The sequence below is a fragment of the Enterobacter cloacae complex sp. 2021EL-01169 genome (assembly GCF_020733125.1).
Taxonomy (GTDB): domain Bacteria; phylum Pseudomonadota; class Gammaproteobacteria; order Enterobacterales; family Enterobacteriaceae; genus Enterobacter; species Enterobacter roggenkampii.
Map to the genome: position 1 here is coordinate 845,148 of NZ_JAJFTC010000001.1, position 25,995 is coordinate 871,142.

At 58.7% G+C, this 25,995-nt stretch carries 21 protein-coding genes; 14 read left to right on the forward strand and 7 right to left on the reverse strand.

The features are described 5' to 3' along the window. Nucleotides 1–14: 14 nt before the first annotated feature. A complete protein-coding gene (gene emtA / locus LLF79_RS03915; protein ID WP_008502664.1) occupies nt 15–626 on the forward strand; it encodes a membrane-bound lytic murein transglycosylase EmtA in 612 nt (203 codons plus the stop codon). A 38-nt stretch (nt 627–664) separates the two neighbouring features. Here emtA and LLF79_RS03920 read toward each other — a convergent pair whose 3' ends face one another. Then, nucleotides 665–1,396: a flagellar brake protein gene (locus tag LLF79_RS03920; protein ID WP_008502663.1), complete on the reverse strand. Its 732-nt coding sequence runs from the start codon at nt 1,394–1,396 to the stop codon at nt 665–667. 208 nt (nt 1,397–1,604) lie between these two features. Between LLF79_RS03920 and LLF79_RS03925 the strand changes: the two genes are divergently transcribed. Beyond that, nucleotides 1,605–1,859, forward strand: a complete 255-nt coding sequence (locus tag LLF79_RS03925) for a GlsB/YeaQ/YmgE family stress response membrane protein (RefSeq protein ID WP_008502662.1) — start codon at nt 1,605–1,607, stop codon at nt 1,857–1,859. Nucleotides 1,860–1,971: 112 nt separating this feature from the next. After that, nucleotides 1,972–4,074, forward strand: coding sequence for a TonB-dependent siderophore receptor (locus LLF79_RS03930; RefSeq protein ID WP_227879111.1), 2,103 nt, complete (start codon nt 1,972–1,974; stop codon nt 4,072–4,074). A gap of 64 nt (nt 4,075–4,138) precedes the next feature. On the opposite strand, the gene LLF79_RS03935 is transcribed toward LLF79_RS03930, so the two are convergent. Both LLF79_RS03935 and LLF79_RS03940 read right to left on the reverse strand, forming a co-directional pair. Beyond that, nucleotides 4,139–5,824: an alpha,alpha-trehalase gene (locus LLF79_RS03935; RefSeq protein ID WP_227879112.1), complete on the reverse strand. Its 1,686-nt coding sequence runs from the start codon at nt 5,822–5,824 to the stop codon at nt 4,139–4,141. A 102-nt stretch (nt 5,825–5,926) separates the two neighbouring features. Further along, entirely contained in the window at nt 5,927–6,883 is a 957-nt protein-coding gene (locus tag LLF79_RS03940; RefSeq protein WP_008502659.1) for an AraC family transcriptional regulator, read from the reverse strand. Between the two features lie 115 nt (nt 6,884–6,998). Here LLF79_RS03940 and LLF79_RS03945 point away from each other — a divergent pair, with 115 nt between their 5' ends. Then, a complete protein-coding gene (locus tag LLF79_RS03945; RefSeq protein ID WP_023325486.1) occupies nt 6,999–8,186 on the forward strand; it encodes an MFS transporter in 1,188 nt (395 codons plus the stop codon). 41 nt (nt 8,187–8,227) lie between these two features. Here the strand turns inward: LLF79_RS03945 and gap are convergent, their stop codons facing one another. Then, entirely contained in the window at nt 8,228–9,238 is a 1,011-nt protein-coding gene (gene gap, locus LLF79_RS03950; protein WP_021240396.1) for a type I glyceraldehyde-3-phosphate dehydrogenase, read from the reverse strand. Between the two features lie 78 nt (nt 9,239–9,316). Continuing rightward, a complete protein-coding gene (locus LLF79_RS03955) occupies nt 9,317–10,297 on the reverse strand; it encodes a GlxA family transcriptional regulator (RefSeq protein ID WP_039024216.1) in 981 nt (326 codons plus the stop codon). A 148-nt stretch (nt 10,298–10,445) separates the two neighbouring features. Here LLF79_RS03955 and LLF79_RS03960 point away from each other — a divergent pair, with 148 nt between their 5' ends. Next, on the forward strand, nt 10,446–11,417 hold the full coding sequence (locus LLF79_RS03960) for a fatty acid desaturase (RefSeq protein ID WP_039024252.1): 972 nt from the start codon (nt 10,446–10,448) through the stop codon (nt 11,415–11,417). Beyond that, complete coding sequence (locus LLF79_RS03965) at nt 11,410–12,168, forward strand: phosphate/phosphite/phosphonate ABC transporter substrate-binding protein (RefSeq protein ID WP_039024217.1); 759 nt, start codon at nt 11,410–11,412, stop codon at nt 12,166–12,168. The genes LLF79_RS03960 and LLF79_RS03965 overlap by 8 nt, the downstream gene beginning before the upstream one ends. On the opposite strand, the gene LLF79_RS03970 is transcribed toward LLF79_RS03965, so the two are convergent. Together LLF79_RS03970 and LLF79_RS03975 are read right to left on the reverse strand one after the other, a co-directional pair. After that, nucleotides 12,147–13,043, reverse strand: coding sequence for a LysR family transcriptional regulator (locus LLF79_RS03970; protein WP_039024218.1), 897 nt, complete (start codon nt 13,041–13,043; stop codon nt 12,147–12,149). The two genes, LLF79_RS03965 and LLF79_RS03970, sit on opposite strands and share 22 nt — an antisense overlap. A 21-nt stretch (nt 13,044–13,064) precedes the next feature. Beyond that, nucleotides 13,065–15,353, reverse strand: coding sequence for an FdhF/YdeP family oxidoreductase (locus LLF79_RS03975; protein WP_045418961.1), 2,289 nt, complete (start codon nt 15,351–15,353; stop codon nt 13,065–13,067). A gap of 1,004 nt (nt 15,354–16,357) precedes the next feature. Here LLF79_RS03975 and LLF79_RS03980 point away from each other — a divergent pair. From LLF79_RS03980 to tssB, 8 genes are all read left to right on the forward strand, one after another. Then, nucleotides 16,358–16,852 (forward strand): SH3 domain-containing protein, encoded by a 495-nt coding sequence (locus tag LLF79_RS03980; protein WP_227879113.1) that lies wholly within the window; start codon nt 16,358–16,360, stop codon nt 16,850–16,852. Between the two features lie 23 nt (nt 16,853–16,875). Next, complete coding sequence (gene tssJ / locus LLF79_RS03985) at nt 16,876–17,379, forward strand: type VI secretion system lipoprotein TssJ (RefSeq protein WP_126306266.1); 504 nt, start codon at nt 16,876–16,878, stop codon at nt 17,377–17,379. Nucleotides 17,380–17,407: 28 nt separating this feature from the next. Then, nucleotides 17,408–18,751, forward strand: a complete 1,344-nt coding sequence (gene tssK / locus LLF79_RS03990; protein WP_021240388.1) for a type VI secretion system baseplate subunit TssK — start codon at nt 17,408–17,410, stop codon at nt 18,749–18,751. Between the two features lie 17 nt (nt 18,752–18,768). After that, nucleotides 18,769–20,007, forward strand: coding sequence for a DotU family type VI secretion system protein (locus LLF79_RS03995; protein ID WP_008502648.1), 1,239 nt, complete (start codon nt 18,769–18,771; stop codon nt 20,005–20,007). 3 nt (nt 20,008–20,010) lie between these two features. Next, nucleotides 20,011–23,631, forward strand: a complete 3,621-nt coding sequence (gene tssM / locus LLF79_RS04000; protein ID WP_227879114.1) for a type VI secretion system membrane subunit TssM — start codon at nt 20,011–20,013, stop codon at nt 23,629–23,631. 16 nt (nt 23,632–23,647) lie between these two features. Next, a complete protein-coding gene (gene tagF, locus LLF79_RS04005; RefSeq protein WP_045352231.1) occupies nt 23,648–24,364 on the forward strand; it encodes a type VI secretion system-associated protein TagF in 717 nt (238 codons plus the stop codon). 11 nt (nt 24,365–24,375) lie between these two features. Next, entirely contained in the window at nt 24,376–25,392 is a 1,017-nt protein-coding gene (gene tssA / locus LLF79_RS04010; protein ID WP_227879115.1) for a type VI secretion system protein TssA, read from the forward strand. Nucleotides 25,393–25,467: 75 nt separating this feature from the next. Further along, on the forward strand, nt 25,468–25,992 hold the full coding sequence (tssB, locus tag LLF79_RS04015; protein WP_008502644.1) for a type VI secretion system contractile sheath small subunit: 525 nt from the start codon (nt 25,468–25,470) through the stop codon (nt 25,990–25,992). The last annotated feature ends 3 nt before the right edge of the window (nt 25,993–25,995 follow it).

The following is a 25,995-nucleotide window of genomic DNA, read 5'->3' on the forward strand; positions in this document are numbered from 1 at the left end:
TAAGGATAGATGACGTGAAATTGAGATGGTTTGCTTTTTTGATTGTGTTGCTCGCTGGCTGTAGTTCAAAACATGATTATCAAAACCCGCCCTGGAACCCGGAAGTGCCGGTGAAGCGGGCGATGCAGTGGATGCCGATCAGTGAACAAGCCGGGAAAGCCTGGGGCGTCAGTCCGCGCCTCATCACGGCGATCATTGCGGTGGAGTCCGGCGGTAACCCCACGCTTGTCAGCAAGTCGAACGCGGTGGGGCTGATGCAGCTTAAAGCGTCAACGGCGGGGAGAGAGGTATACCGCTACATGGGCTGGAGCGGCCAGCCGTCGACCAGCGAGCTGAAGAACCCGGAACGCAACATTTCAATGGGCACGGCCTATCTGAGCATCATGGAGCATGGCGTGCTGAAGGGGATTCAGGATCCGGAGGTCATGCAGTACGCGCTGGTGGTGTCTTACGTTAACGGCGCCGGCGCGTTGCTGAGAACCTTCTCCTCTGACCGCAAAGAGGCGATAGAAGAGATTAACGGCATGGACAAAGACGAATTCTTTGAGCATGTGGTGAAAAATCACCCGGCACCACAGGCGCCTCGTTATATCTGGAAAGTGCAGAAAGCGATGGATGCCATGTAATGCCGCAGACGGGCGGCGGTCACGCTGCCCGATGTTTTTTACAGAACTTTATTTGCGCGTTCGCGCGCCTCCCGCTCCAGGGAGTAGATAATGCGCTGCAGTTCGCGCTCAGCGCCAGGTCCGACGTTGAGGAAACGGAAGCTCAGACGCGGCGTGGTGATCGTTTCATTTTTGCTGTCCACGACGGTGCGTTCGCTGATGGCAATCAGCTGTGCATCGAAATAAAAGCGCCCCCAGCCCCCCATATCCAGCTCGATTTGCGTGAACCGCATGCCCTCCACCAGTCCGTCAGGCTTCGGCGTATCCATCAGCGCGCCCATACCGCCCAGTGACAGATCGAAGAGACGGAAGCGAATCTCTTTTTTGTCCGGCATTTTGGCCTTGCAGAAGTAGGCAGGGTGAAGCGGGGCGCTGATGCGGAAATATTCACGGCGCTGGACAAACCAAAGATTAGTGGGAAGCGGGGTCACAAAGGCCGGCAGCCCCTGGTATTCGCTCAGTTCCAGTCGCGACAGGACAAACTCCACTTTGGCGCCCTGCGTTTCGGCCATCACGGCGATATTCTCCGCCTTCAGCGCCGCGCGGTTTTCATACTCCTGACTGCCTAAATCAATCACCAGCCGCTCCTGCGAGGCGTCAAGGATCTTACTGATGAACTGATTATTCGACCAGCTGATGCGCAGCGGCACTTCACCTTTTTGCAGGTCGCGTAATACCCCTAATACAGCCAGCGGATTTTGCTTGAGGAACTGCTCACTGTAATGACTCACGCCGGATGGCTCCTTGATAGATGACAGACTGTCTTAGCGTTATCGGCAATCTGCAATGAAACTTAATACAAACCGGTGAGTTTTTTTTGCCTGTTCAGGCAAAGATAAGTCGGTGACAAGAAAATGATTTTCCGGCGATGACCTATACTTAAGTTAGCTGTGCAGAAGGTTTTCTGCACATGCGTTAAACCTGCAAGAGGGCATCGCTATGGGTATCATCGCCTGGATTATCTTTGGTCTTATTGCTGGCGCTATCGCGAAATTGATCATGCCGGGAAACGATGGCGGCGGCTTTATTTTGACCTGTGTACTCGGGGTCGTTGGTGCGGTTGTGGGCGGCTGGCTGGCGACGATGTTTGGCTTCGGAGGCAACATAAGTGGTTTTGACCTGCACAGTTTTCTGGTCGCTGTCGTGGGCGCCATTGTGGTGCTGGGCATATTCAGGTTACTGCGACGAGCATAAGATAACGTAAACGGCTCTCTGCGGAGGGCCGTTTTTTTACCTGAGTATTGATTTGTTAATGTAAATGATAATAATTGTCGTTCCGTATTGCATCTGACAACAAGACGACATTATGACTCCCTCTCGTTTTACGCTTTGCGCCCTGGCAGGCGCCATCACGCTCGCACTGCACGCTCCGGCATTCGCCGAAGAATCCACTATCGTCGTCACGGGCGCAGAGCAGGGCAGCGCGCTGCCGGCCTGGACGAACAGCGCCACGAAATCGGCCGTAGCTGAAAGTAAAACGCCGCAGGTCATCACGACCCTCTCTGCGCCGGAAATTGACAAGCGCCATGCGAATTCCGTGAATGAAATCCTTCGCTATGCGCCGGGCGTTTCAACCGAAGTGCGGGGAAATACCTCCTACATGAGCGAATATAAAATTCGTGGCTTTACCGTCGACCAGGAGTTCTACAACGGGCTGCAGTTACCCTATAACGTCACCGGCAATACCAAAGCGCGCATCGATCCGCTGTTGATTGACAGCGTTGATATCCTGAAAGGCCCCTCATCGGTTCTCTACGGCGGCGGCTCGCCGGGCGGGCTGGTGAATATCCAGAGTAAAAAGCCGCAGCGGGAAGCGCGAACCGAATTTGGTTTTAACACCGGCAACCGCAACCTGAAAGAGGGCTATCTCGACTCAACCGGGCAGATTGCCAACAGCGACTGGAACTACCGCCTGCTGGGTAAAGCGACGGAAAATGACGATCAGCCGCACACCACCCGGTATGAAAACTACCTGGTTGCCCCGTCCGTCACCTGGCAACCCGACAGCAAAACCCGCCTCACCCTGGATGCGCTGGCGCAGAACTCCCCGAGCCTGACGCCGTCTAACCCGCTTCCGATCGCCTACCTGCGCTCGACATACGCGGGCAAGCGCGATTACGCCGGTGATGAGTGGAGCGGGTTTAAGCAGCGTCAGTGGATGCTGGGCTACAGCTTTGAGCATGAGTTTGACAGCGGCTGGGGCTTTAACCAGAAGGCGCGCTATTTCGACGTTGACACGCATCAGCGCAGCGTCTATGCAACGGGCACGGGAAGCGAGATCTATCAGCTCAACCGTTTTGCCTACACCACCGATGAAGATCTGCAGAGCTTCAACATCGATAACCAGGTCACCAAAACCGTGGCGCTGGGTGACTGGCAACACCATCTGCTGGCCGGGTTTGACTATCAGAAGCTGAACTCCCATTTCCACTACCGTTACGCGTCGACCACGCCGGGCATGGATATGCGCAATCCTGACTATTCGCAAATCAGCGAAAGCGCATTAGGGCTGTATACCGCCCAGAAAAACCGTCTGAGCTATCAGCAGAACGGCTATTACCTGCAGGATCAGGTGGAGTTTGGCGGGTTAAATCTGCTGGCCAGCCTGCGTTACGATGATTATCGCTCCGTCACTACTAATTATCTGCAAAACGGTGATAAGGCCTGGGTATCGCAGGATCGCGTCACCAAACGTCTGGGCGCGCTTTACGCCTTTGATAACGGGATTTCGCCGTTTATCAGCTATTCCGAAGGTTTTGCGCCGGTGTCGCCGCAGGGCACGCTCGCGGCGAAAGACGTCAAGCCGACCACCAGCAAGCAGGTGGAAGGTGGGGTAAAATATCTGCTGGCGGATTACGCCACCACCTTTACCGCCTCGGTGTTTAACATCCGCCAGAAAAATGTTGTCACCTCCGATCCGGGCTTCCTGAACTATCGTCAGACCGGGGAAGTGGAATCCAAAGGGGCGGAACTGTCTGCCATCAGCCGCCCGACGGACAACCTGACGCTGATCGCCAACTACGCCTACATCCACGCGATCAATACGGAAGATGACAAGTACAAAGGTAAACGTCCAACGCAGGTGCCGGAGAATGCCTTCAACCTTTGGGGGGATTACACCTTTGAAAACACACCGCTGAAAGGGCTGATGCTGGGCGCGGGCGCACGCTACACCGGGCCAATGGAAATCTCACCGGCTAACGATGCGGGTAAACTGGGGGGCAGCACGCAGTACGATTTGTCGGCATCCTACCGGATGGGTGAAATTCTGCCTTCGCTGGCCGGGCTGACGCTTAAAGCCAGCGCGCAGAACATCACCAACAAAGAGACGCTGACCTGCTACGACGTGACCAACTGCTGGATTGGGCGGGACAGAACGTATCAGCTTGGGGCAAGTTACAGTTTCTGAGCAAGGCCCTGTGAGGGCAAAAAGTAGGCCGGGTAAGGCGTAGCCGCCACCCGGCAATACTCCCTTACTGCGCCGGGGCTTTCACCGGCGCCACCTCATCATTCGCCGCAGGCCGATTTTCCGGCACGCTGTCGCACGGTTTCTCTTTCGGGCAGACCCGGTCCAGCATCTTCAGCGTCACGCCGTTGCTCCAGCCGAAGCCGTCCTGCAGCGGATACTCACCGCCGCCGCCGCCCGTACCGGTGGTCGACACGTCATACTTCTCGACCAGTTTCTTTTCCCGGTCATAGGTATGCTGAACGTTCTTCAGGAAGCGCCAGGTCACATCCATCGAGACCTTCTCTTGCCCGTAATTCTGCAACCCTTCCGCGGCCACCCATTGCAGCGGAGCCCAGCCGTTTGGCGCATCCCACTGCTGGCCGCTGTTGACGGTGGTGGTCGCTATCCCGCCCGGCTTCAACAGACGAGAGGAGGTTGCCGCGGCGACTTTTTCGGCACGATCCTGCGCCGCCGCCTTGACGTAAAGCGGGAACAGGGCCGCCGCCGTGAGCTGATTGCGTACCTTCTTGCTCTTCAGGTCGTAATCGGCGTACCAGCCCTCTTTATCATTCCACAGGTGGCTCTCGATGGCTTTCTGGCGCGCGGTGGCCAGCGTCTCATACTTGCTTGCGCTGGCGGCATCGCCGCTCTCCTGGCTTGCCCGGGCCAGCAGTTTTTCCATCTTGAACATCAGGGCGTTCAGGTCCACGGGCACAATGCTGGTGGTCCGGATGGTGCCAAGTTTTTGCGGATCGTCCATCCAGCGGGAGCTAAAGTCCCATCCCGAGGCCGCGGCGGACCGTAAATCACGGTAGATCTCGGTTGCCGGTCGGTTTGGGTTACTTTTCGCGGTGTTCACATCGTCAAGCCAGGACTCCGGGCGCGGCGTATCGCGGTCGTCCCAGTAGCGGTTGAGGACAGCGCCGTCATCCAGTTTCACCACGCGTTTGTTGGCCTGGCCCGGCTGCAGGGCATCGACGCCGTCCATCCAGTAAGCATACTCTTTCTCCATCTGCGGACGATATTTCTTCAGCGCGTCGCTGTCATGGGTCGCCAGCAGTTCAACCATCAGCGAGAAAAACGGCGGCTGGGAGCGGCTCAGGTAATAGCTGCGGTTGCCGTTGGGAATGTGGCCGAAGGTGTCGATCTCATACGCAAAGTTATCCACCATGTCGCTGATTTTGTCCCAATGATCGCTCTCTGCCAGTCCCAGCATGGTGAAATAGCTGTCCCAGTAGTAGACCTCGCGGAAACGTCCGCCGGGCACAACGTAGGGCTTCGGTAACGGCAGAAGGGAATCCCATTTGTTGCTGGCTTTATCGGTAGTGCGCGTCAGTACGGGCCAGAGATCGTCGATGTGCTCACGTAAACTTTGTCCAGCAGGCGGAACGTATTTTTCCCCTTCCGCAGGGAGCGTAAAGTTCATCTCGACAAAGTGGCGTAAGTCAAAGCTGGACTGCGTGTGCTGCATGCGGTAGTCCGCCAGAATCATCAGCGGGTCGCTTTTGGGGACGGCATCCGCAAAGGTTTTCTGATCGGGAAACAGTTTGGCGCTCTGCACGTCGTTAAACAGAGGGCCAAGTAAAATATCGGGTGAGGTTGTCTGGGTTGCGGGGTTATCGTCGGCATAGCCCAGTGTCGTTAGGCCGAGCAGCGCGCCGCCTAACGCAAGGGGCAAAAACGCGGGGCGTAGTGTACGAGGTCTTATCATCAGTTCGTCTCCTGTCTTCACTAAACAGCGTGACCGCTGTTGTCAATCACCTGAAAACCTTAGACGAATATTGCCCGCTTCGCGTTAAATATTGCCGCGCTTTCAGACCTCTTCCGCGGTCTGGCTGGCTTCCCGCAGCGTGCCCGGCGCATGGCCAATGATGCGCTTAAACGCCCGGCTAAATGCCGCCAGAGAGCCATATCCCAGCCGCAGCGCGACCGTTTCAATGGGCTGGTTTTCATGACGAATATACTGAATGGCCAGCCGCATTCTCAGCTCGCTGAGATATTTTGCCGGGGTCGTTCCCGTCGCCGCGAGAAACCGTTCCGCGAAAACGGATCGGGAAGTCCCGGCTTCTTTTGCCAGATCCGCCACGCTCCAGTTCAGGCCTGGCTGCTGGTGCATGGCGTAAATGGCCCGGCTCAGGCGCGGGTCGCGCAGCACCTGCACCCAGCCGGTGGCTTTGCCACAGCCGCCTTCAACCCAGCCCCGCACAATTAACGCCGCCACCACGTCGGCCAGCCGCGCAAGGATCCCGGCATACCCGGCCTGACGCGCCGCGGATTCCCGCTCCATCGCCGCCAGCAGCGGATGAATTTCCGGCCAGGTGGACATCAGCCGGCTAACCATCATCACTTCCGGCATCGCCTTGATCAGCGGCTGCATCCCGCCCAGCTCAAAATCCATGCACCCGCTAAAAATAAGGGTGTTCTCGCTCTCAGGGCAGGGCTCGCAGGTAATGGCGCAGACCGAGCTGCAGATAGGCTCGCTCGGGAAGGCGTTGACCGGGGTAAGTGTGGCCTGCTCGTCAGAGAGCAAAGCGTGGGAATTCCCGCCGGGAATAAAGAGGGCGTCGCCACCGCTCAGTTCGAACGTTGCGCCACTCTCCATGCGCAGCAGGGCGCTACCGTGGCTCACAAAATGGAACTGTGCCCGGCCGGGAGCCTGATGAAACGCGACGCCAAAGGGCGCACTGGCTTCAATCCGCCGGTATTTCACGCCTGACAGGCGCATGCCCCGTAAAAGTTCGCTGATCAAATCGGGTGACTGTACGGTCATGGCGCAACTCCGGACGAATAATCAATAAGTGGAGATTATATGTCATAGATCGTCCAGGGTGAACCTTCTATTCTTTTGCGACAGTAGTCACATTTTTATAACGGGAGATCAACAGATGAGTTCATGTGTCGCGGCGAGCGAGGCGGTAGCGCCTGCAAAACCCGCCTGGCGGGCCGTCTATTCACTGGGGCTGGGGGTATTTGGTTTGATTACGGCAGAATTTCTGCCCGCCAGCTTGTTAACACCCATGGCCGCGAGCCTGGGCGTGACCGAGGGGATGGCCGGACAGGCTGTCACCGCCACCGCGCTGGTGGCGCTGGTCACCGGGTTGTTGATCACCCCGGCAACCAAGAGTATCGACCGCCGCTGGGTACTGATGTTTTTCTCGGTGCTGCAAATTATCTCCAGCCTGCTGGTGGCCTTTGCGCCCAATCTGCACGTCCTGCTCATGGGGCGTCTGCTGCTGGGGATAGCGATCGGGGGATTCTGGGCCATGTCGACGGCCACGACGATGCGTCTGGTTCCGGCAGATAAAGTGCCGAAAGCGCTGGCGGTGATCTTCTCCAGCGTGTCGATTGCCACGGTAGTCGCGGCGCCGCTGGGCAGCTATCTGGGCAGCCTGATCGGCTGGCGCAACGTCTTTGTGCTCTGCATTCTGCCGAGCATGCTGGCGCTGCTGTGGCAGCTGTGGGTGCTTCCGTCCATGAAGCCGGAGAGCAGCGGTAGCCTGAGTACGCTGTTCCGCGTGCTGCGCCGTCCGGGGATGATCGGCGGCATGCTGGCGACCATCCTGATCTTCAGCGGCCATTTCGCTTTCTTTACCTACCTGCGTCCGTTCCTGGAGACGGTAGGACAGGCGAGCGTGGAGACCATTTCTCTGATCCTGCTGGGCTTTGGTATCGCCAACTTTGTGGGCACCTCCGTGGCCGGGCATCTGCTGGCACGCAATCTGCGCCTGACGCTGGCGCTGGTGCCGTTTGCGATGGGCGTTCTCGCGCTCATGATGGTCGCCTTTGGTCATCTGGCCATGCTGGACGGGCTGCTGGTCGCGCTGTGGGGCTTTGCATTTGGTCTGGTTCCGGTGGGCTGGTCAACCTGGCTTGCGACCACCGTTCCGGATGAAGCCGAAAGTGCAGGGGGGCTGCTGGTGGCCTCAATCCAGCTGGCGATAAGCGCCGGTGCGGCCGGAGGTGGGGCGGTATTTGATCTTAACGGTGCCAGCGGCGTGTTCGCGGGCAGCGGTTTGCTGCTGGTGACGGCGATGGTGATTGTGTTTATGGGTGTGAAAGTGAAAGCGGAGTGATTTTTTAGCCGGGTGTGCGTTCGTGCCACCCGGCCTCAGGTTTACAGCCCTTTCTTATCCATCAATACCGCCAGATCCACCAGGCGGTTAGAGAAGCCCCATTCGTTGTCATACCACGCCAGGATCTTCACCATATTCCCGCCAATCACCAGCGTGGAAAGCCCGTCGATAATCGAGGAGCGCGGGTCACCCTGGTAATCGCTGGAGACCAGCGGTTCATCGCTATAGCCCAGAATGCCTTTCAGAGGCCCGCTGGCGGCCGCGTTGCGGAACGCGTCATTCACCTCTTCGGCGGTCACGTTGCGGCTCAGCGTCACGGTTAAATCGACAATCGATACCACCGGCACCGGCACGCGCAGGGAGTACCCGGTCAGCTTGCCGTCCAGGGAGGGGATCACTTTCCCCAGCGCTTTCGCCGCGCCGCTGGAGTAGGGCACAATCGACAGCGCCGCCGCGCGGGCGCCGCGCAGATCTTTCTCCGGCTGATCGTGCAGCGCCTGGCTGTTGGTGTAGGCGTGCGTCGTGTTCATCAGGCCATGCTCAATTCCGAACTGCTGATGCAGCACCTGAGCGGCCGGTGCCAGACCGTTCGTGGTGCAGCTCCCGTTGCTCACCACCGCGTGCCGGGCGGGATCGTACTGGTCATGGTTGACGCCCATCACAATCGTCAGGTCGTCGTTCTTCCCGGGGGCGGAAATGATGACGCGCTTAGCGCCGCCGTGGGTGATATGCACCGCCGCTTTCTCCCGCTCGGTGAAGAAGCCGGTGGCCTCAATCACCACGTCTACCCCGGCATCACGCCACGGGATATTCGCCGGGTCGCGTTCGCTAAATACCACGATCCGCTGGCCGTCTACCTGCAACGCACCGTCACCCGCTTCAACGGGCGCGGGCAGTTTGCCCAGAAGGGAATCATGCTTCAGCAGATGGGCGAGGGTTTTACTGTCCGTCAGATCGTTAATCGCCACAATCTGCAGATCCGGGTTGCCCAGCGCCGCGCGCAGGACATTACGTCCGATACGGCCGAAACCGTTAATACCGACCTTAACCATGGTGCACTCCTTATCTCTGTTGTCTGGAGTCACTGTAGGCGTCGGGCCGGCTGGCGTAAACGACAAAAAAGGATCAGGTTACGCCATCTTGCGGCAATGAAAGCGCTGGCGGTATTCGCCGGGCGTGAGGTGAAGCTGTTTCTCAAAGATGCGGCGTAAATTAATGCTGGTGCCAAATCCGCTTTGCTCAGCAACGCGCTCAAGGGGATCGCGGGTTTGCTCAAGCAGCTGGCGGGCGGCGGCCAGTCGCGCTTCGGTCACGTAGCGGGCAGGCGAGACCCCGGCCTCGCGGGTAAACACGCGGGTGAAGTTACGCGGGCTCATCGCCGCTTTCTCGGCCAGGTTCTCCACGCACAGATCGGCGGTGAGGTTCTGCAGGATCCAGCTTTGCACTTCGCCTATCGGCCCTGCGGTGCCCGGCTGCTGCAGGCTGTAGCGGCTGAACTGCAGCTGTCCACCGGGACGTCGCAGGTACATCACCATATCCTGCGCCACGTCGCGGGCGAGGGTAAATCCGTAGTCGTCCTCCACCAGCGCCAGGGTCAGGTCGAACCCGGAACTCACGCCGCCGGAGGTCCAGATGGGGCCATCCTGAATGTACAGCGGGCCGCCTTCGACCTGGATTGACGGGTACTGGGCTTGCAGGGTCTCCAGCAGCCGCCAGTGGGTGGTGGCGCGCCGACCGTCCAGCAAGCCGGTCTGGGCCAGCAGCATCGCGCCGCCGCAGATAGAGGCTACCCGCCGGGCGTGCGGCGCAGCGAGGTGCAGCCAGTCCACAACGGCTATGCTCTCCTGCTCGTTCATACCGCGTCCGGTGATGATAATGGTGTCCAGCGGTTCGCGCGGATCCAGCTCCGGCAGACGATAGTCCGCCAGCAGGTTCAGACCGGACTGGCCGTGGATCACCTGGTGAGGCTGCGTGGTGGCGATGATAATCCGGTAGCGGGGATGCGCCAGCCCTTCCGGATGCAGCCGATTGGCCTGCATCAGAATGTCGGCGATACCGGCGGCTTCAAACAGCATGCCGCCGTCGGGAACGATAATCAGGATCTTCTTCATGTCCTGAAAAGTACCTTTAATACAGAATAAGTCAAGCGTGCCCGCACTTCACGTTTCTGGCAAAGCAAAGCGATTTAAGTTGTTTGTGATTTCAGGCGTAATCCCCGATCGTCAGGGCTCTGTCTCTGGCGAAACGGCGTCTGAAGGAATGGGTAAACGAAGCTCCCTCTATTTACATCCGCAACAACGCAATCAAATTCACCGCCTCGCGTCGGGTTTCTTATGGCGAAGCGAACTGCCCACCTGGCTGTTAATGTTCACGATTTATGCGGGCTGGTTTGCCACGCTGGCGTTCTGGCAAACGCTCGGCCTGCTGCCCGCCACGCTGCTGCTCATCGGGTTTACCGCCTGGTACATGTCCCTGCAGCATGAGCTTATCCACGGGCATCCCACCCGTTTTGCCTGGCTTAACCAGCTGTTCGGCACGCTCCCGCTGGCGGTCTGGTATCCGTATGGCCTCTACCGGGATTCCCATCTGGCCCACCATCGGTACGATAGCCTTACCCATCCGGTGGATGACCCGGAGTCGTACTATTTTACCGAGGCGAGCTGGGCGCGCTTTTCCCCCTGGCAGAAGCGCCTGATCCGGGCCCGGAATACCTTTGCCGGTCGGCTTCTGCTGGCGCCGCTGCTGGATATCGTCCAGACGCTGGGCAGCGCCGGGGCGGCGTTTCGTCATTTTCACCTGCGGGCGATGACGATGTGGCTGGTTCACATCACGCTGCTGGTGGCGCTTTTCGCCTGGATGACGCACGTCGGTTTTTCCCCCGTCTGGTTCGTGCTGGCGGTCAGCTATCCGGCGCTGGCGCTGACCAAGGTGCGATCGTTTCTCGAACACCGCGCGGCGGACGATCCCCTGGCACGCTCCGTCATTAACGAGGCCGGGCTGTTCTGGCGGATACTGTTTTTAAATCTCAACTACCATTCAGTACATCATGATTTACCGGGGGTGCCGTGGTACGGGCTGAAGGCGATCTACCAGCAAAACCGGGAGGCGTACCGGGAGCGAAACCGCGGTTTTCTCGTCAGGGGCTACGGTGAATGGCTGCGCCAGTTCTGGGCCAGGCCCGTCGACGTCACCGTTCACCCCGGAAAACAACAGGAAGAGGGATATGAGTAACCTGCTGGCGTTTCCCATGTATGCGGTGGATCGCGCCGACACCCGCGCGCTCTGGCTGGCGGTAAAGGGGCTGCTGGCCGCTCGCGGTGTGCCCGTCGAAGATGTTCCTGGCTGGCCGGAGTCCGATCTGCTCACCCACTGGCAACAGCCCGGGCTTATCCTCAGCCAGGCCTGCGGTTATCCGCTCGTCACACAGCTTCCGGACGTGCAGGTCGTCGGCTGTTTTCACTACGCGGCCCCGGGCTGCGAAGGGTTCCACTACCGCAGCTTTCTGGTGGTGCGCGAGGAGGATCGCCACCTCACGCTGGCGGATTTTCGCGGACGACGGGCGGTCTGTAACTCTGCGGACTCGCAGTCCGGCTACAATGCGCTGCGAAAAAAAGTGGCGCCTCTGGTGGCTCAGGAGCCGTTTTTCGCGCAAACGTCCTTCAGCGGCAGCCATCGCCAGTCGCTGATTGATGTCAAACGCGGGGCAGGGGATATCGCGGCCATCGACTGTGTCACCTGGGCACTGCTGCAGCGTCACGAACCGGAAAGCCTGACGGGTCTGGCGGTCATTGACCATACCCCTCTGACGCCAGGGCTGCCGCTCATTACCTCGCCCCGCACCTCGCCTGAGACCCTGAACGCCCTTCGCGATGCGCTCCACGCGCTGGTGAGTTCGCCGGAGCACCGGGCCGTTTGCGACGCGGTGCTGATCCGCGGTTTTAGCGTGGTGACGCGTCAGGCCTACGCCTCATTGCTGGCGTGATAGATCTCCTGCGCGTCGGTAAAACAGCGCAGCGCCAGCGAGGAGACGGGTTTTTGCCTGCGCATAATCAGGCCGACAGGGGCCTCGATATCCGCATCGGCGATGGGGACAATCCTGAAATGGCTGTTCAACTCTTCCAGCCCGTTGTTCAGCGGCATCACGGCACAGCATACGCCGCTCTGAACCGCCTGGATGATCTGGAACGTGGAGTCGCTCTCGAAAACGGACCTCGGTTCAATGCCAGCAGACTTAAAGCTGGCCTCCATATGCGCCCGGTAATGCATCCCTTTGGTCAGGAACCCCAGCGGAAAATCCGTCAGATCGCGCCAGGTCAATGTATCCTGGCCGAGCTGGAAATGGCGGACGTCGTGCAGCAGGCCCATCTTCGTTTTGGGAAGCTGGATAATATCGAACAGGCTGGCGTCGATGCTGTTGAGATAGCAAATCCCCAGCTCAAGCTGATTGCGGCTGACGCCGTCGGCAATCTGCGCGGAGGACATGGAATAGAGGCTGTAGGTCAGCTCCGGGTATTTTTCCGTCAGCAGACGGATAAAGATCATCGGATCCACACTCGCCAGCGGCACCATCCCCAGACGGAGTTCGCCCACCACCTGACCTTTGCACAGCGCGGCTTCCGCCTGTAGCCCGTCATGTGCAGCCAGCAGCGCGCGGGCCCACGCGAGGATGCGTTCACCCTCCGGCGTAAACCCTTCAAAGCGCTGCCCGCGCACAATCAGTACCAGCCCAAGCTCCTCTTCCAGGCTGCGGATGCGCATGGAAAGGGTCGGCTGAGTGATGTTGCACTGCGAGGCCGCCTTGCCAAAATGGCGGGTCTCGTCGAGCGCGATTAAATATTTTAACTGTTTAATATCCATCTTTTTCTCTGCGCGATCGGCTTACAGCATGCGGATCTCTTTTGAGCGCAGGGTGATGCGAACCGGAACGGATTTATACGACGGCGTACCGCTGTCCTTATCCAGATAATCAAGCGGGACCAGCACGTTGGCCTCCGGATAATAGGCCCCGACGGTCCCCGGCGCGATGTTGTACGCCACCACGGTAATGTCTTCCAGACGCTGTCCGTTGCCGGGCAGGGCGGTTTCGATATCCACGCGGTCGCCGTGTTCCAGCCCTGACTGCGCCATATCCTCTTCGTTCATAAACAGCACGTCGCGGCGGCCAAACACGCCGCGGTAGCGGTCATCCAGCGCGTAAATGGTGGTGTTGTACTGGTCGTGGCTGCGCAGCGTGATCAGGCGCAGGACGTGCTCACCTTCACCGCTGGCGTTCTCGTGTACGCCGTCGAAGACCGAGAACATCGCTTTTCCCGTCGCCGTTGGCCAGAGACGTTGCGTTGGCGGCAGCGGCATACGGAAGCCGCCGGGAACGCGGATCCGCGCGTTATAGTTCTCAAAGCCCGGAATGGTCTGCTCGATCAGATCGCGGATACGGTCGTAATCCTCAACCAGCGTCATCCAGTCCACGCGGGTATCCGGCAGGGTGGCTTTCGCCATGCCCGCGACGATAGCGGGTTCCGAGCGGAGTAAAGGCGAGGCGGGTTTTAGCTTGCCGGATGAGGCATGGACCATCGACATCGAGTCTTCAACGGTAATGGACTGGCGGCCGGTGGCCTGAACATCCAGCTCGGTACGGCCAAGACATGGGAAAATAAAGGTCTCTTTGCCCACCAGCAGATGGGTACGGTTGAGCTTGGTGCCAACGTGGACGCTCAAATCCAGGGATCCCATCGCCGGAAAGCCGCGTTCATGATCGGGCATCGCCACCGCAAAATTACCGCCGAGGCAGATGAGCGCCTTCGCGCGGCCGTCGATCATCGCCTGGGTGGCCTGCACCGCGTCATGGCCGTGGTGAGACGGTGGCTCAAAGCCGAAAACCTCCTTCAGACGGTTCAGGAAGGCCGGCGTGGGTTTCTCGCTAATCCCGACGGTACGGTTCCCCTGCACGTTTGAGTGGCCGCGCAGCGGGCATATTCCCGCGCCGGGCTTGCCGATATTCCCGCGCATCAGCAGCAGGTCCGCAATCAGGCGGACGTTGGCCGTCCCTTTATTATGCTGGGTAATGCCCATCCCGTAAGTAATGATGGTGGCATTCGATTTCGCATAGGCCTCGGCCACCTTTTTGAGCGCCGCCTGGCTGAGACCCGACTCGCGTTCGATCTCGTCCCAGCGGGTTTGCGCGATATCGGCGGCAAAGTCCTCAAAGCCCTGAGTATGTTCGACAATAAACGCGCGATCGAGCACGTCACCGCGTGCGGCCTCCATTTCCAGCAGGTGTTTGGCAATCCCTTTCAGCGCGGCGGCATCACCTCCGGCCTTCACCTGGAAATAGGTCGAAGCGATATCCGTGGAGCCGTAGGTCGCCATTTCAATCACGCTTTGCGGGTCCGCAAAACGTTCCAGCGCGCGCTCGCGCAGCGGGTTAAAGACGATAATCGGCACGTTGCGACGGGCCAGCTCATGGAGGGTCCCCATCATTCGCGGATGGTTCGTACCGGGGTTATGGCCGATGGAGATCACCAGCTCCGTCTTGTCGAAATCGTCCAGCGAGACGGTCCCTTTCCCGATGCCAATCGAACGGGGCAAACCGACGCTGGTGGCCTCGTGACACATATTTGAGCAGTCGGGGAAGTTGTTGGTGCCGTATTCGCGGGCGAACAGCTGGAACAGATACGCCGCTTCGTTAGAGGCGCGTCCGGAGGTATAGAACTCGACCTGGTCCGGTTCGAGCCCGCGCAGTACTTCGCCGATGCGTTGAAACGCCTCGTCCCAGTCGACGGGGCGGAAGGTGTCGCTCGCCCGATCATAGCGCAGGGGGTGCGTGAGTCGACCGTAGCCTTCCAGCTCAAAGTCCGATTTTGCCAGCAGCGAGGAGACAGTGTTTGCAGCCAGAAACGCGGGTGTCACGCGTTTACTGGTGGCTTCCCACGTCACCGCTTTGGCGCCGTTCTCACAGAACTGGAACGTCGATTTGTGTTCTTTATCAGGCCACGCGCAGCCCGGGCAGTCAAAGCCGTCAGGCTGGTTGGTGCGCAGCAGCGTCGCCGGGGCGTCAAAGGTATCCATTTGGGTGCGTACCGCAATGGCCGTTGCTTTCAATGCGCCCCAACCGCCGGCAGGGCCGTCATAGTGTCTGATGCCTGGCACCGAGCGTCTTTTCTTGTTCATACCCACTCCTGATTTGTTCGATCACACAACGCCTGAGCTCAAAAAATCACTGACGAGAGCAATAGGTGAAAGCAATGACGGCCGGATGGCAACGCACATACGGAACGGAAAAATGCCTTAACGCAAACTCTTTTTATTACAGTAATTTATTTGGTCTGGTGTTTAAATATTTAAAGAAATTATAACGAATATTTATCATTTTAATAATAAATCTTATCTATCGTCCGGTAGGCGAGATAGATGGCAGTGAGCAGGAAAGTATGTAGCGCCAGTAAAATATCGAATGAAGCTGTTGCGCTGGAGATATCGCCACGATTCGCGGCTGGCGGGCTGCCGGAGGCATTTTTCATTTGAGAGAATGGCAGGAAGCTTTACTCACGCTTAATGAATAATAGATATAAGGTATACCTGGCAGTGGAATTATTACGGCCTAAAATATACGCTTTTTTTGCGGCATGAAATTAACATTTTTCTGCATAAGTGAAATATTCTCACCCAGGCGATGAAGCGTCTTCAATATTAAAGATACCCTGTTAGTGCAACAAATAATTCATCACGGATATATTCCTTTGACATCAAAAAAACGCGAATTCTACTAATTATGGTAGTGGCGATAATAGCGTGATTGCGTTAATGAAAGTGGTTCTCTTTTGTATTTTTTAATAGATAAAACATGAAGTTATGTCGTTTTGTGGTGGGGAAATATGAAAGGGTGGGCCATATCGTTTTTTATCATAGGATTAATCCTATAATTTTCCGACTGCTTCATTTACCAACAGTTACGCGGCGGTAAATATTGAATTGATACGAAGCTCATGTAAACTTGTTTACCGTTTGTCAAAATATGTCAGGAAGACACTGGGCCTTATTCTGAAAGGCTCGTGCGGTAGCTATGCCCTTAAAGTAGTAACGCCCCGAAAATATCCTGGCTATTTTAACAATAGCACTTAAGTCAAACTTCATCCCCTTATCTCCATCATCGAAATATCGCTACGGAAAAGCATATGAAAATGCGCGTACTGTTTTCACTTCTGTTTGTAATGGCGGTGGCGGGCTGTAAAGCACCGCAGAAACCTGTGATCAACGACGATACGATCGAGACCAGCCAGGTCAACGGCGTCACCTTAACCCACCGTCACGCTGTGACGCCGCCGACGGAGTTCACGCCGGTTAACGAGCCGTATCGTGCCATGTATCCGGCCTCTCTGATGAGCCGTCCTGACTTCGGCGGTAAAGTTATCCGCACTCTTGATACCGGAAAAACGTACGTGGTGCTGGGGCAGGTTGAACACTACTGGATGGCGCTTGCCGATGAAGGCAACGAGCAGCTGATTGGTTACGTTCCGATGCGCGCTGTTATCAAGGCCGACCAGTACGACGCCACCGTGCGTAAACAGGCTATTCGTCCAAAGGCGCGTAAAAAAGCGACCTGTGTTGATGTCGACGGCAACAGCAAAGCCTGCAAAGACAGCGCTAACGGTACCTGGATCCTGAACTAAACGGCTTTCATGAGCGCATTTTTATGAATAATAAAAATTTTCATAGGCTGTGGTTATTCTTTTACGCGATGATTTTCGCGCTGGTCAGTGGTTGTACGTCGTCTTCACACAGCGACCCCTCCCGCTACAATCTGCAGTTTCAGGCTCATCCACAAATCAATGAATCTGCGCCGCTTAAGGTCCGGGTACTGTTGCTGAAATCCGATGCGGATTTCATGTCCAGCGACTTCTACTCCCTGCAGAACAACGCGTCAGCCACGCTTGGCGCGAATCTGCTGAACAGCGATGTGTTCTTCCTGATGCCGGGACAGCTGTCAAAAACTCTCAGCGGGCAAAGCTCACCGGAGGCTCGCTACATCGGCGTGATGGCGGAGTACCAGGTGCTGGATGGCAAAAAATGGCGCGTTTCACTCCCTCTGCCCGTGCCTGGCGAAAATCATATCTACCAGTTCTGGAAATGGTCCGCCGATGAACTTCAGGCCAACGTTTTTCTCGACGTGAACGGCATTCGGGTCATCAGCCAGTAACGCGCTTCTAAACAGGAAACACATCATCATGACGAAAGCAGAAAAGGTCGTCTGGACCGAAGGCATGTTCCTGCGTCCACACCATTTTCAGCGGACTGAAAGCTATCTGCTCAACCATGTTCGTGAATGGGGCGCGCTGCAGCGATCGTATCTCTGGGGCTTTCTCGACGTTGAACTGGATGAAGCGATGCTTCGTCAGGGATGCATTGCCCTCAGCTACTGCAGTGGGCTGCTGCCGGACGGCACCTTTTTCCAGGTGCGCAACGGGCGTAACGGTCCAGTACCGCTGAAAATTCCTGACAATCTCACCAACGAAAAGGTGGTGCTCGCACTGCCGGTTCGTCGTGGCGAGAGAGAAGAGGTGATTTTCAGCGAAGAGCCATCCTCGCTGGCGCGCTTTATCGCGTTCGAGCAGGAGGTGGAGGACGATAACGCCATGTCGGTGGGGGATGCTACCGTCCAGTTTGGCCGCCTGCGTCTGACCCTGATGCTCGAAAAAGACCTCACGGCGGAGTGGACCGCCATCGGCGTGGCGTTTGTGACCGAGAAGCGTAACGACAACCACGTGCGGCTCGACAACAGCTACATCCCGCCGATGCTCAATGCTAATAACAGCCCGCAGATCTACAGCATGATCAACGATCTGCACGGCTTACTGGTGCAGCGCAGCCAGCAGATTGGCGGCCGTTTGCGCCAGCCAGGCCGCTTTAACACCTCTGAAATGATCGAGTTTACGCTGCTGTCGCTGGTTAATCGTCATCTGGGCGAGGTGTCTCATTTAAAAACCCTCCCGCTGCTGCACCCGGAAACCCTCTGGCGCAGCTGGCTGCCGTTTGCGACCGAGCTTGCCACCTGGACGTCGCAGCGGACCGCCGAAAGCGTGCTGCCGATTTACGATCATGACGATCTGGCGAACTGCTTCAGCAAGCTGATGCTGATGCTGCGTCAGGGGCTGTCGCTGGTGATGGAAGACCACGCTATCCAGCTGCCGCTTAACGAGCGCTCTCACGGCCTCAACATCGCCACGGTGCCTGAAACCAGCATGGTGCGTGAGTTCGGCTTCGTGCTGGCGGTCAAAGCCAACGTGCCGGGCGAACACCTGCAAACCCATTTCCCGGCGCAGATGAAGGTCGCACCGGTGTCGAAAATCCGCGATCTGGTTCAGCTTCAGCTGCCGGGCATTATGCTGCGCGCCATGCCGGTTGCACCGCCGCAGATCCCGTGGCATGCCGGCTACAGCTACTTTGAGCTCGAGAAGGGCAGCGAGCTGTGGCACGAGATGGATAAGTCCGGCGCATTCGCCCTGCACCTTGCGGGGGAGTTCCCGGGGCTGGATATGGAGTTTTGGGCCATCCGTAGCCCGACAGAATAATAAAGCGAGCGCTTAATATGCAGGAACGACAGGATACCGGCAGCGATGCCGCGTTCACCGGGGCCAGTAGCAACAATCAGCTGGTGGCGGCCGCCAATCCGCTGCTCAATGCGATTCCGCAGATCCGTCATTCGGTATCGCACGACGATCAGGTGGCGTTACGCCAGCGCCTGATCGATGAAATTCGCCGTTTCGAAGTCCGCTGTCAGCAGGCGGGGCTGCCCTACGAAGTGATCGTCGGGGCACGCTACTGCCTCTGTACGGCGCTTGATGAAGCCGCCGCGCTCACCCCCTGGGGCAGCAGCGGGGTCTGGTCAAGCAACGGCCTGCTGGTGACGTTCCATAACGAAACCTGGGGCGGCGAGAAGTTCTTCCAGCTGCTGGCGCGCCTGTCGCAAAACCCGCGCGAGCACATTCTGCTGCTGGAGATGATCAACTACTGCCTGCTGCTCGGCTTCGAAGGACGCTATCGGGTGCTGGACAATGGCCGCACCCAGCTTGAGACCATCAAGCAGCGGCTGTGGCAGATGATCCGCGGCGTGCGCGGCAGCTATCCGGCGCCGCTTTCTCCCCATCCGGAAGATCGCCCGGTGCTGCGCAAGCTCTGGCGGCCGATGGTTCCTCTCTGGGCCTGCGTGGCGCTGGCCGGGTTTATCGCCTGTCTGTTTTATATCGTGCTCAACTGGCGTCTTGGCGACAGCACCAACCCGGTGCTGGCGAAGATTTACCAGTCCCAGCTGCCGGAAACCACTATTCAGCAACCGGCGCGTCAGCTTCCGGCAGTGCTGAACCTGCGCGGCTTCCTGAAACCGGAGATCGAGGCTGGCCTCGTCGCGGTGAAAGACGAAGCGGATCGCAGCGTGGTTATCCTGAAAGGCGACGGGCTGTTTGCCTCTGCCTCGACCGTCGTGCGCGACCGCTATGAACCGGTCATCCACCGCATCGCGCAGGCAATGAATAACGTGAGCGGCAAAATTCTGGTGGTGGGCTACAGCGACAACGTGCCGATCCGCAGCGCGCGCTTTGCCTCTAACTATGAACTCTCTCTGGAACGCGCCCGCTCGGTACAGAAAATGCTGCAGGGAAGCCTCTCTCAGCCTGGCCGCGTGAAAGCGGAAGGGCGGGGCGAGATTAACCCGGTAGCGCCGAACACGACGCCTGAAAACCGCGCCCGTAACCGCCGTGTGGAAATTACTCTGCTGGTGTCGCCTGAAAATACCCAGGCCGAGCTGAACGGATTGCCGCAAGGAAACTAAGGAATGCTGACGACTCTTCTTTCCATACTGACTAACCGCATTCTGTGGAGCTTCCTCGGCGTCACGGCGCTGGCGGCGGTGATCTGGATGATTGGCCCGCTGTTGTCCATCGTGGACACCCGGCCGCTTGAATCTGAACAGAACCGCATTATCAGTATCGCCGTGGTCTATCTGCTGTGGGCGCAGGGCCACATTCTGCCGCGTCTTTACAACGCCTGGCTGAACCGCAAGCTGATGGACAAGCTCAATGAGAACACCACCAGCCCGGAAGCGGCGGATCCGCAGAAGCGACTGAACAACGAGGAGCAGATCCTCGCCAGCCGTTTTGATGAAGCCGCGCAGATGCTGAAAAAAGCGCACTTCAGCAAGGCGGGGCAGGGCGCTCAGTGGACGCAGCGCTTCAGCACGCAATATCTCTATCAGCTGCCGTGGTACGTCATTATCGGCGCGCCGGGTTCCGGTAAAACCACGGCGCTGGTCAACTCCGGGCTGCAGTTCCCGCTGGCCGACCGCTTCGGTAAGACCGCCCTGCGCGGCATTGGCGGCACGCGTAACTGCGACTGGTGGTTTACCAACGAGGCCGTGCTGCTGGACACCGCGGGTCGCTATACCACCCAGGAGAGCGAGCAGGTGCAGGACGCCGGGGAATGGCTGCAGTTCATGGGGTTACTGCGCAAGTATCGCCGCCGCCAGCCGATCAACGGTGTGATCGTCACCATCAGCATTTCTGACCTGCTCACCCAGTCAGCCGAGGCGTCCCGCCAGCAGGCGGTGAACCTGCGTCAGCGTCTGTCCGAGCTGCATGAACAGCTGGGGATTCGCTTCCCGGTCTACGTGATGGTGACCAAGGCCGACCTGCTCAAAGGCTTCCGCGCCTGGTTTGCCGACTACGATAAAGCGCAGCGCGACCAGATTTGGGGCTTCACGCTGCCGTGGGAACAAACCAAACACGCCGATTACGATCTGATGGGCAACTTCCAGCAGGAGTTTTCTCTGCTGCAGCAGCGCCTCGACGCCGGGCTGCCGGAAACCATGCTCAAAGAGCATGACGCGAAGACCCGCGCCGAAGCATATCTTTTCCCGCAGGAGTTCGCCGCGCTGCGTCCGCTGCTGGCGGATTACCTCAGCACGGTCTTCGCCCGCTCGAACTTCGAAACCGAGTTCTCTCCGCGCGGGATCTACTTCGCCAGCGGGACGCAGGAAGGCATGCCGTTCGACCGCGTGATGGGCGAACTGAACCGCGCGCTGTCGCTGCCGGAAGGGGCAGAGAGCGATAACTGGGATTCGGTCAGCAAAGAATCGCCAATCCCGGGCGCAAAAGGCCAGAGTTTCTTCATCAAGAACCTGCTGCAAAACGTCATCTTCCAGGAAGCCGGGATCGCCGGAGAAAACCGCTGGTGGGAGCTGCGCAACCGGGCCGTGATCTGGTCTGGCTATGCGGCGCTGCTGGCCCTGCTGGTGATCCTGGGTGGACTGTGGCTCACCAGCTATGCCAAAAACAAGGCCTACCTGGAAGAAGTGGATGCGAAGGTTCCGCTGCTCGACCAGCAGAGCAAGGCCTTACAGAACCAGACCCAGCGTGATCTGTTCGAACTGCTGCCGCTGCTGAATAGCCTGGTGGATCTGCCGAAAAGCGACGCGTTTGACGTGAACGATCCGCCGGTCTCCCGCCGTATGGGGCTTTATCGCGGGGATGACGTCAGCGATGCCTCTCAGTCCCTGTATCAGAAAGCGCTGGATCAGATGCTGCTCCCTGCCGTCGCCATGCACATCACCACCTGGCTTCGCAACGACAACGGCAGCGATGTGGAATACAGCTACGAGGCGCTGAAAGCCTATCAGATGTTCTATCAGCCGAAGCACTACGACGGCAAATTCCTGCATTCGTGGGTAATGCTCAACCTGCAGCGTAACCTGCCGCAGAACGTCACGAAGGCACAGCTGCAGCAGCTTGAATGGCACCTGACGCAGCTGCTGGAGCCGAAAATTCAGGCCTCGCCGTACGCGCAGGACGAGTCCCTGGTGGCGCGCGAAAGAGCGATGATCGGCCAGCAGCCGCTTTCAACCCGCGTCTACGGCCGCCTGAAGCGCCTGCTGGAGCATGACGACAACCTGAAGCCGGTCTCCCTTTCCGACCTGGGCGGACCGCAGAGCGAGCTGGTATTTTCCCGCAAAAGCGGCAAGCCGGTGAGCGAAGGCGTTCCGGGTCTGTATACGCCGGACGGCTACTGGAAAAGCTTTAACGGCCAGATTGACAGCGTTACCACCGCCCTGCACGAGGACGACGCCTGGGTGCTGGGGGCCGCCACGGCGCAGGAAGATAAACAGCAGATCGATAACGCCGTGCGCCAGCTCTATATGCGCGACTTTATCGCTAACTGGGATCGCTTTCTCGCTGACATTCAGCTGAATAACAGCGCCGACCTTTCCCAGCGCATCAATACCGCGCGCCTGCTTTCCGGCGCCAACTCGCCGCTGCGCCGCCTGGTGCAGAACCTGAGCCAGGTCCTGACGCTCTCCCGCGATACGCCAGCGCCGGAAGATGCGGGTAAAGCGCAGGCGCAAAGCAGCCGCGCCACCCGCACGCTGGAAGCGCTGTTCAGCAATAATGACAACGCGCCAACGCAGGCCGCAGCGGTTACCCAGGCGCCGGAGCAGCTGGTGACCGACCATTACGCGCCGATGATTGAGCTGGCCCAGCCGCTGGAGAAGGGCGGGAAGACCATCGTGTTTGACGATTTTCTCAAGCAGGTGGATGAGCTGTATCGCTACCTGACCGCCGTACAGGACGCGGCCAACAGCGGCATGCCGGCGCCGGGCGGGGAGGCGATCAGCCGCCTGCAGGCCAGCGCCGGTCGTCTGCCGGGCGGGCTGCAAACCATGTTCAGCAACATGGCGGTGGGCGCCAGCAGCGACACCCAGCGCCGTGACCTGGAAAACGTGCGTAAGCGCATTAACGTTGAGGTGGGCGGGTTCTGCCGTCAGGCGATTGCCGGTCGCTACCCGCTGGTGCGCAGCGCCAGCACCGAGGTCACCCCTGACGATCTCGCGCGCATGTTTGCGCCGGGGACCGGGCTGATGGATACCTTCTTTCGCGATAACCTGACCAGCAAAGTGGACACCACCCAGGCCAACTGGCGCTTTATGCCGGGCATCGACGGAAAAACGCTGCCGGGAAGCGAAGGGCTGCTGAGACCGTTCCAGCAGGCCCAGTCGATTCGCGACGCCTTCTTTGCTAACGGCGCAACCACGCCGTCCTTCAAGGTGACGGTTCGCACCGTGCGAATGGATAACACCATTCTGAACCTGACCCTGGACGTGGACGGTCAGCTGCTGCGCTACAGCCACGGGCCGCAGGCGGTGCAGATCATGAACTGGCCGGGGCCGGGCGGCACCAACCAGGTCCGCATGCAGCTGGGTCTGGCGAACGGCAGCACGGCGACGCTGGTGACCAACGGTTCCTGGGCGCTGAACCGCTTCTTTGATAAAGCGAGCACCAGCCCGGGGGCGGGTAGCCTCAGCCGTCAGGCCACCTTCAACGTCGACGGACATCAGGTCACGCTGGAGTTTGCGCCAAACAGCATTCGCAACCCGTTCCAGCTTCCCCGTTTCTCATGCCCATAACCGCAAGGACAGCCGTATGACGAATACCCCTGCGATGAACCGCTACAGCTGGTATGGCAAGTTACCCAGCGCCGGAGATTTTTTGCAGCGCCGCTTTCCTGACACCTTACAGCGCCAGTGGTCGCACTGGTTCCAGGTTGGTCTGCTGGCCTGGCAGCAGGAAGAGCAGCGCAGCGGCGAGCGCCCGTTTCAGAAAGCACCCGTCTGGAATTTTGTGGTACCGCCCATGCTGGGCAGCCAGATGATCCAGATGGGCTGTCTGCTGCCCGGGCGCGACAGCGTCGGCCGACAATACCCGGTTTGCATTCAGCTGAGCTTCGCCCCGTCAGAGTGGTCGACCAGCCTGCTCAGCCAGGCCGAAAGCTGGTATCAGCAGATTGGACGCCTGGGGCTGCACGCGGTGCGCAACAGTTTTTCCGCCTCGCAGCTCGACGAGATGCTGATGTCCATTCCGGCGCCGCAGCCGGTCGAGCCGCAAAAGCGCTCCGACATCCTGGATGTGATTGGCTACGACGAGGACGGCCAGACCACGCTGGGCTGGCCTCAGGCGGCAGAGTGCTTTGACCCGCTGCGTCAGACCAGCTACTGGTGGACCAACCGCTGCGACGGATACCCGCTCTACACCCACGTGCACAGCGGTAACTTTACCGGACAGCTTTTCACCCTGCTGTTCGACCCGGCAGGGGGCGCCCGTCCGGGCCGTCACGGTCTCTATCCGCCTATGTTTGAATAAGCAGGGATCTCATGAATATCGAAGAATTTCTCGCGCCCATAAACCCCGACAACCCCTGCGGCGAGAACCTGGAGTACGACGCCGACTTTCAGGCGATGAACCAGGCAAGCCTCGGGAAAGCGGAACAGCAGTTTGGCGACACCATTATCCCGGCGGAGCCTGCTGACTGGAACACGGTTGAAAAATACGCCACCAGCCTGCTGACCCGCACCAAAGATCTCCGCGTGCTGCTGGCGTTAACCCATGCCTGGACCCGCCGTCGCGGGCTGGCGGGCTACGCGGACGGGTTGCTGCTGGTGCAGGAGGCGATCGCCCGCTACTGGGAGCCGCTCTATCCGCTGCTCGAAGAGTACGGTGAAACCGACCCGTTCTACCGCATCAACGCTCTCGCCGGGCTGAGTGATAAATCCGACCTGACGGTCGCGGTACGCAACGCCTCGCTGCTGCGTTCAAACGGCGATGAAATTTCGCTGCGGGATGCCCAGGCGCTGCTGGACGGCAGTAAAACCGAATGTCCGGACTATCCCGGCGGGCGCCCGCGGCTGATTGACGAGCTGGCTCGCGGCGACCAGCCGGGGACCGCAGCGGTCATCGTGATCAACGAACGTCTGCTGGCCATTCGCGAGCTGCTTACCGGGCATCTCGGTGAAAGCGGCGTGCCCGAGATGGAGCAGCTGCTGAAAACCGTGGGGCTGGTGGCCAGTGCCTGTCAGGTGACCGACATCAGCAAGCTGCTGCCGAACCGTGAGGCGCAGGCAGAACTACAGGCTGAGCAGCCATCAGCGGCAACGCAGCCCGTTCAGCCGGTGACCGACTGGCGCAGCGTGCAGGTCACCAGCCGCGCCGACGCCCAGCTGATGCTGGAAAAAGCGAAGCAGTATTTTGCGCAGTACGAACCGAGCCACCCCGCACCGCTGATGATTGAACGGGTGCAGCGGCTGTCAGAACTTAACTTTATGGACATTATTCGCGACCTGGCGCCAGACGGCGTTAACCAACTGGAAAACATCTTTGGGCGCCGCGAATAGCGCGTCCAGGCATTATGACGTCAGGCATGGAGCCTGGCGTTTCAACTTCACCGCGCATCTTTGATGGAGAACATCATGGCAATGAGTAACAGTGGGCAGAAATTCATCGCACGTAACCGTGCCCCCCGCGTGCAGATCGAGTATGACGTAGAGATCTACGGTGCAGAACGTAAAATTCAGCTGCCGTTTGTGATGGGCGTTATGGCCGATCTGGTCGGCAAACCGGTGGAAAACCTGCCGGCCGTCGACGAGCGTAAATTCCTCGAAATTGACATCGACAACTTTGACGAACGCATGAAGGCGCTGAAGCCGCGCGTGGCGTTCCAGGTGGACAACACCCTGACCGGCGAAGGTAAGCTCAACGTCGATCTGACCTTCGACAGCATGGACGACTTCCTGCCGGACGCGGTGGCCCGCAAGGTTGAGCCGCTGAACAAGCTGCTGGAAGCGCGCACCCAGCTCTCCAACCTGCTGACCTATATGGACGGTAAAAACGGTGCGGAAGAGCTGATCGCAAAAATTCTGCAGGATCCGACGCTGCTCAAATCCCTGAGCCAGTTGCCGAAAAATGACGAAAGCGCGAAAGGTAGCGAGGAATAATCG

What these genes read in the sequence shown, in the direction of transcription:
- LLF79_RS03925 (WP_008502662.1), top strand. Translation starts at nt 1,605, where the DNA reads ATGGGTATCATCGCCTGGATTATCTTTGGTCTTATTGCTGGCGCTATC.
- LLF79_RS03930 (WP_227879111.1), top strand. Translation starts at nt 1,972, where the DNA reads ATGACTCCCTCTCGTTTTACGCTTTGCGCCCTGGCAGGCGCCATCACG.
- LLF79_RS03935 (WP_227879112.1), bottom strand. Translation starts at nt 5,824, where the DNA reads ATGATAAGACCTCGTACACTACGCCCCGCGTTTTTGCCCCTTGCGTTA.
- LLF79_RS03940 (WP_008502659.1), bottom strand. Translation starts at nt 6,883, where the DNA reads ATGACCGTACAGTCACCCGATTTGATCAGCGAACTTTTACGGGGCATG.
- LLF79_RS03945 (WP_023325486.1), top strand. Translation starts at nt 6,999, where the DNA reads ATGAGTTCATGTGTCGCGGCGAGCGAGGCGGTAGCGCCTGCAAAACCC.
- gap (WP_021240396.1), bottom strand. Translation starts at nt 9,238, where the DNA reads ATGGTTAAGGTCGGTATTAACGGTTTCGGCCGTATCGGACGTAATGTC.
- LLF79_RS03955 (WP_039024216.1), bottom strand. Translation starts at nt 10,297, where the DNA reads ATGAAGAAGATCCTGATTATCGTTCCCGACGGCGGCATGCTGTTTGAA.
- LLF79_RS03960 (WP_039024252.1), top strand. Translation starts at nt 10,446, where the DNA reads ATGGGTAAACGAAGCTCCCTCTATTTACATCCGCAACAACGCAATCAA.
- LLF79_RS03965 (WP_039024217.1), top strand. Translation starts at nt 11,410, where the DNA reads ATGAGTAACCTGCTGGCGTTTCCCATGTATGCGGTGGATCGCGCCGAC.
- LLF79_RS03970 (WP_039024218.1), bottom strand. Translation starts at nt 13,043, where the DNA reads ATGGATATTAAACAGTTAAAATATTTAATCGCGCTCGACGAGACCCGC.
- LLF79_RS03975 (WP_045418961.1), bottom strand. Translation starts at nt 15,353, where the DNA reads ATGAACAAGAAAAGACGCTCGGTGCCAGGCATCAGACACTATGACGGC.
- LLF79_RS03980 (WP_227879113.1), top strand. Translation starts at nt 16,358, where the DNA reads ATGAAAATGCGCGTACTGTTTTCACTTCTGTTTGTAATGGCGGTGGCG.
- tssJ (WP_126306266.1), top strand. Translation starts at nt 16,876, where the DNA reads ATGAATAATAAAAATTTTCATAGGCTGTGGTTATTCTTTTACGCGATG.
- tssK (WP_021240388.1), top strand. Translation starts at nt 17,408, where the DNA reads ATGACGAAAGCAGAAAAGGTCGTCTGGACCGAAGGCATGTTCCTGCGT.
- LLF79_RS03995 (WP_008502648.1), top strand. Translation starts at nt 18,769, where the DNA reads ATGCAGGAACGACAGGATACCGGCAGCGATGCCGCGTTCACCGGGGCC.
- tssM (WP_227879114.1), top strand. Translation starts at nt 20,011, where the DNA reads ATGCTGACGACTCTTCTTTCCATACTGACTAACCGCATTCTGTGGAGC.
- tagF (WP_045352231.1), top strand. Translation starts at nt 23,648, where the DNA reads ATGACGAATACCCCTGCGATGAACCGCTACAGCTGGTATGGCAAGTTA.
- tssA (WP_227879115.1), top strand. Translation starts at nt 24,376, where the DNA reads ATGAATATCGAAGAATTTCTCGCGCCCATAAACCCCGACAACCCCTGC.
- tssB (WP_008502644.1), top strand. Translation starts at nt 25,468, where the DNA reads ATGGCAATGAGTAACAGTGGGCAGAAATTCATCGCACGTAACCGTGCC.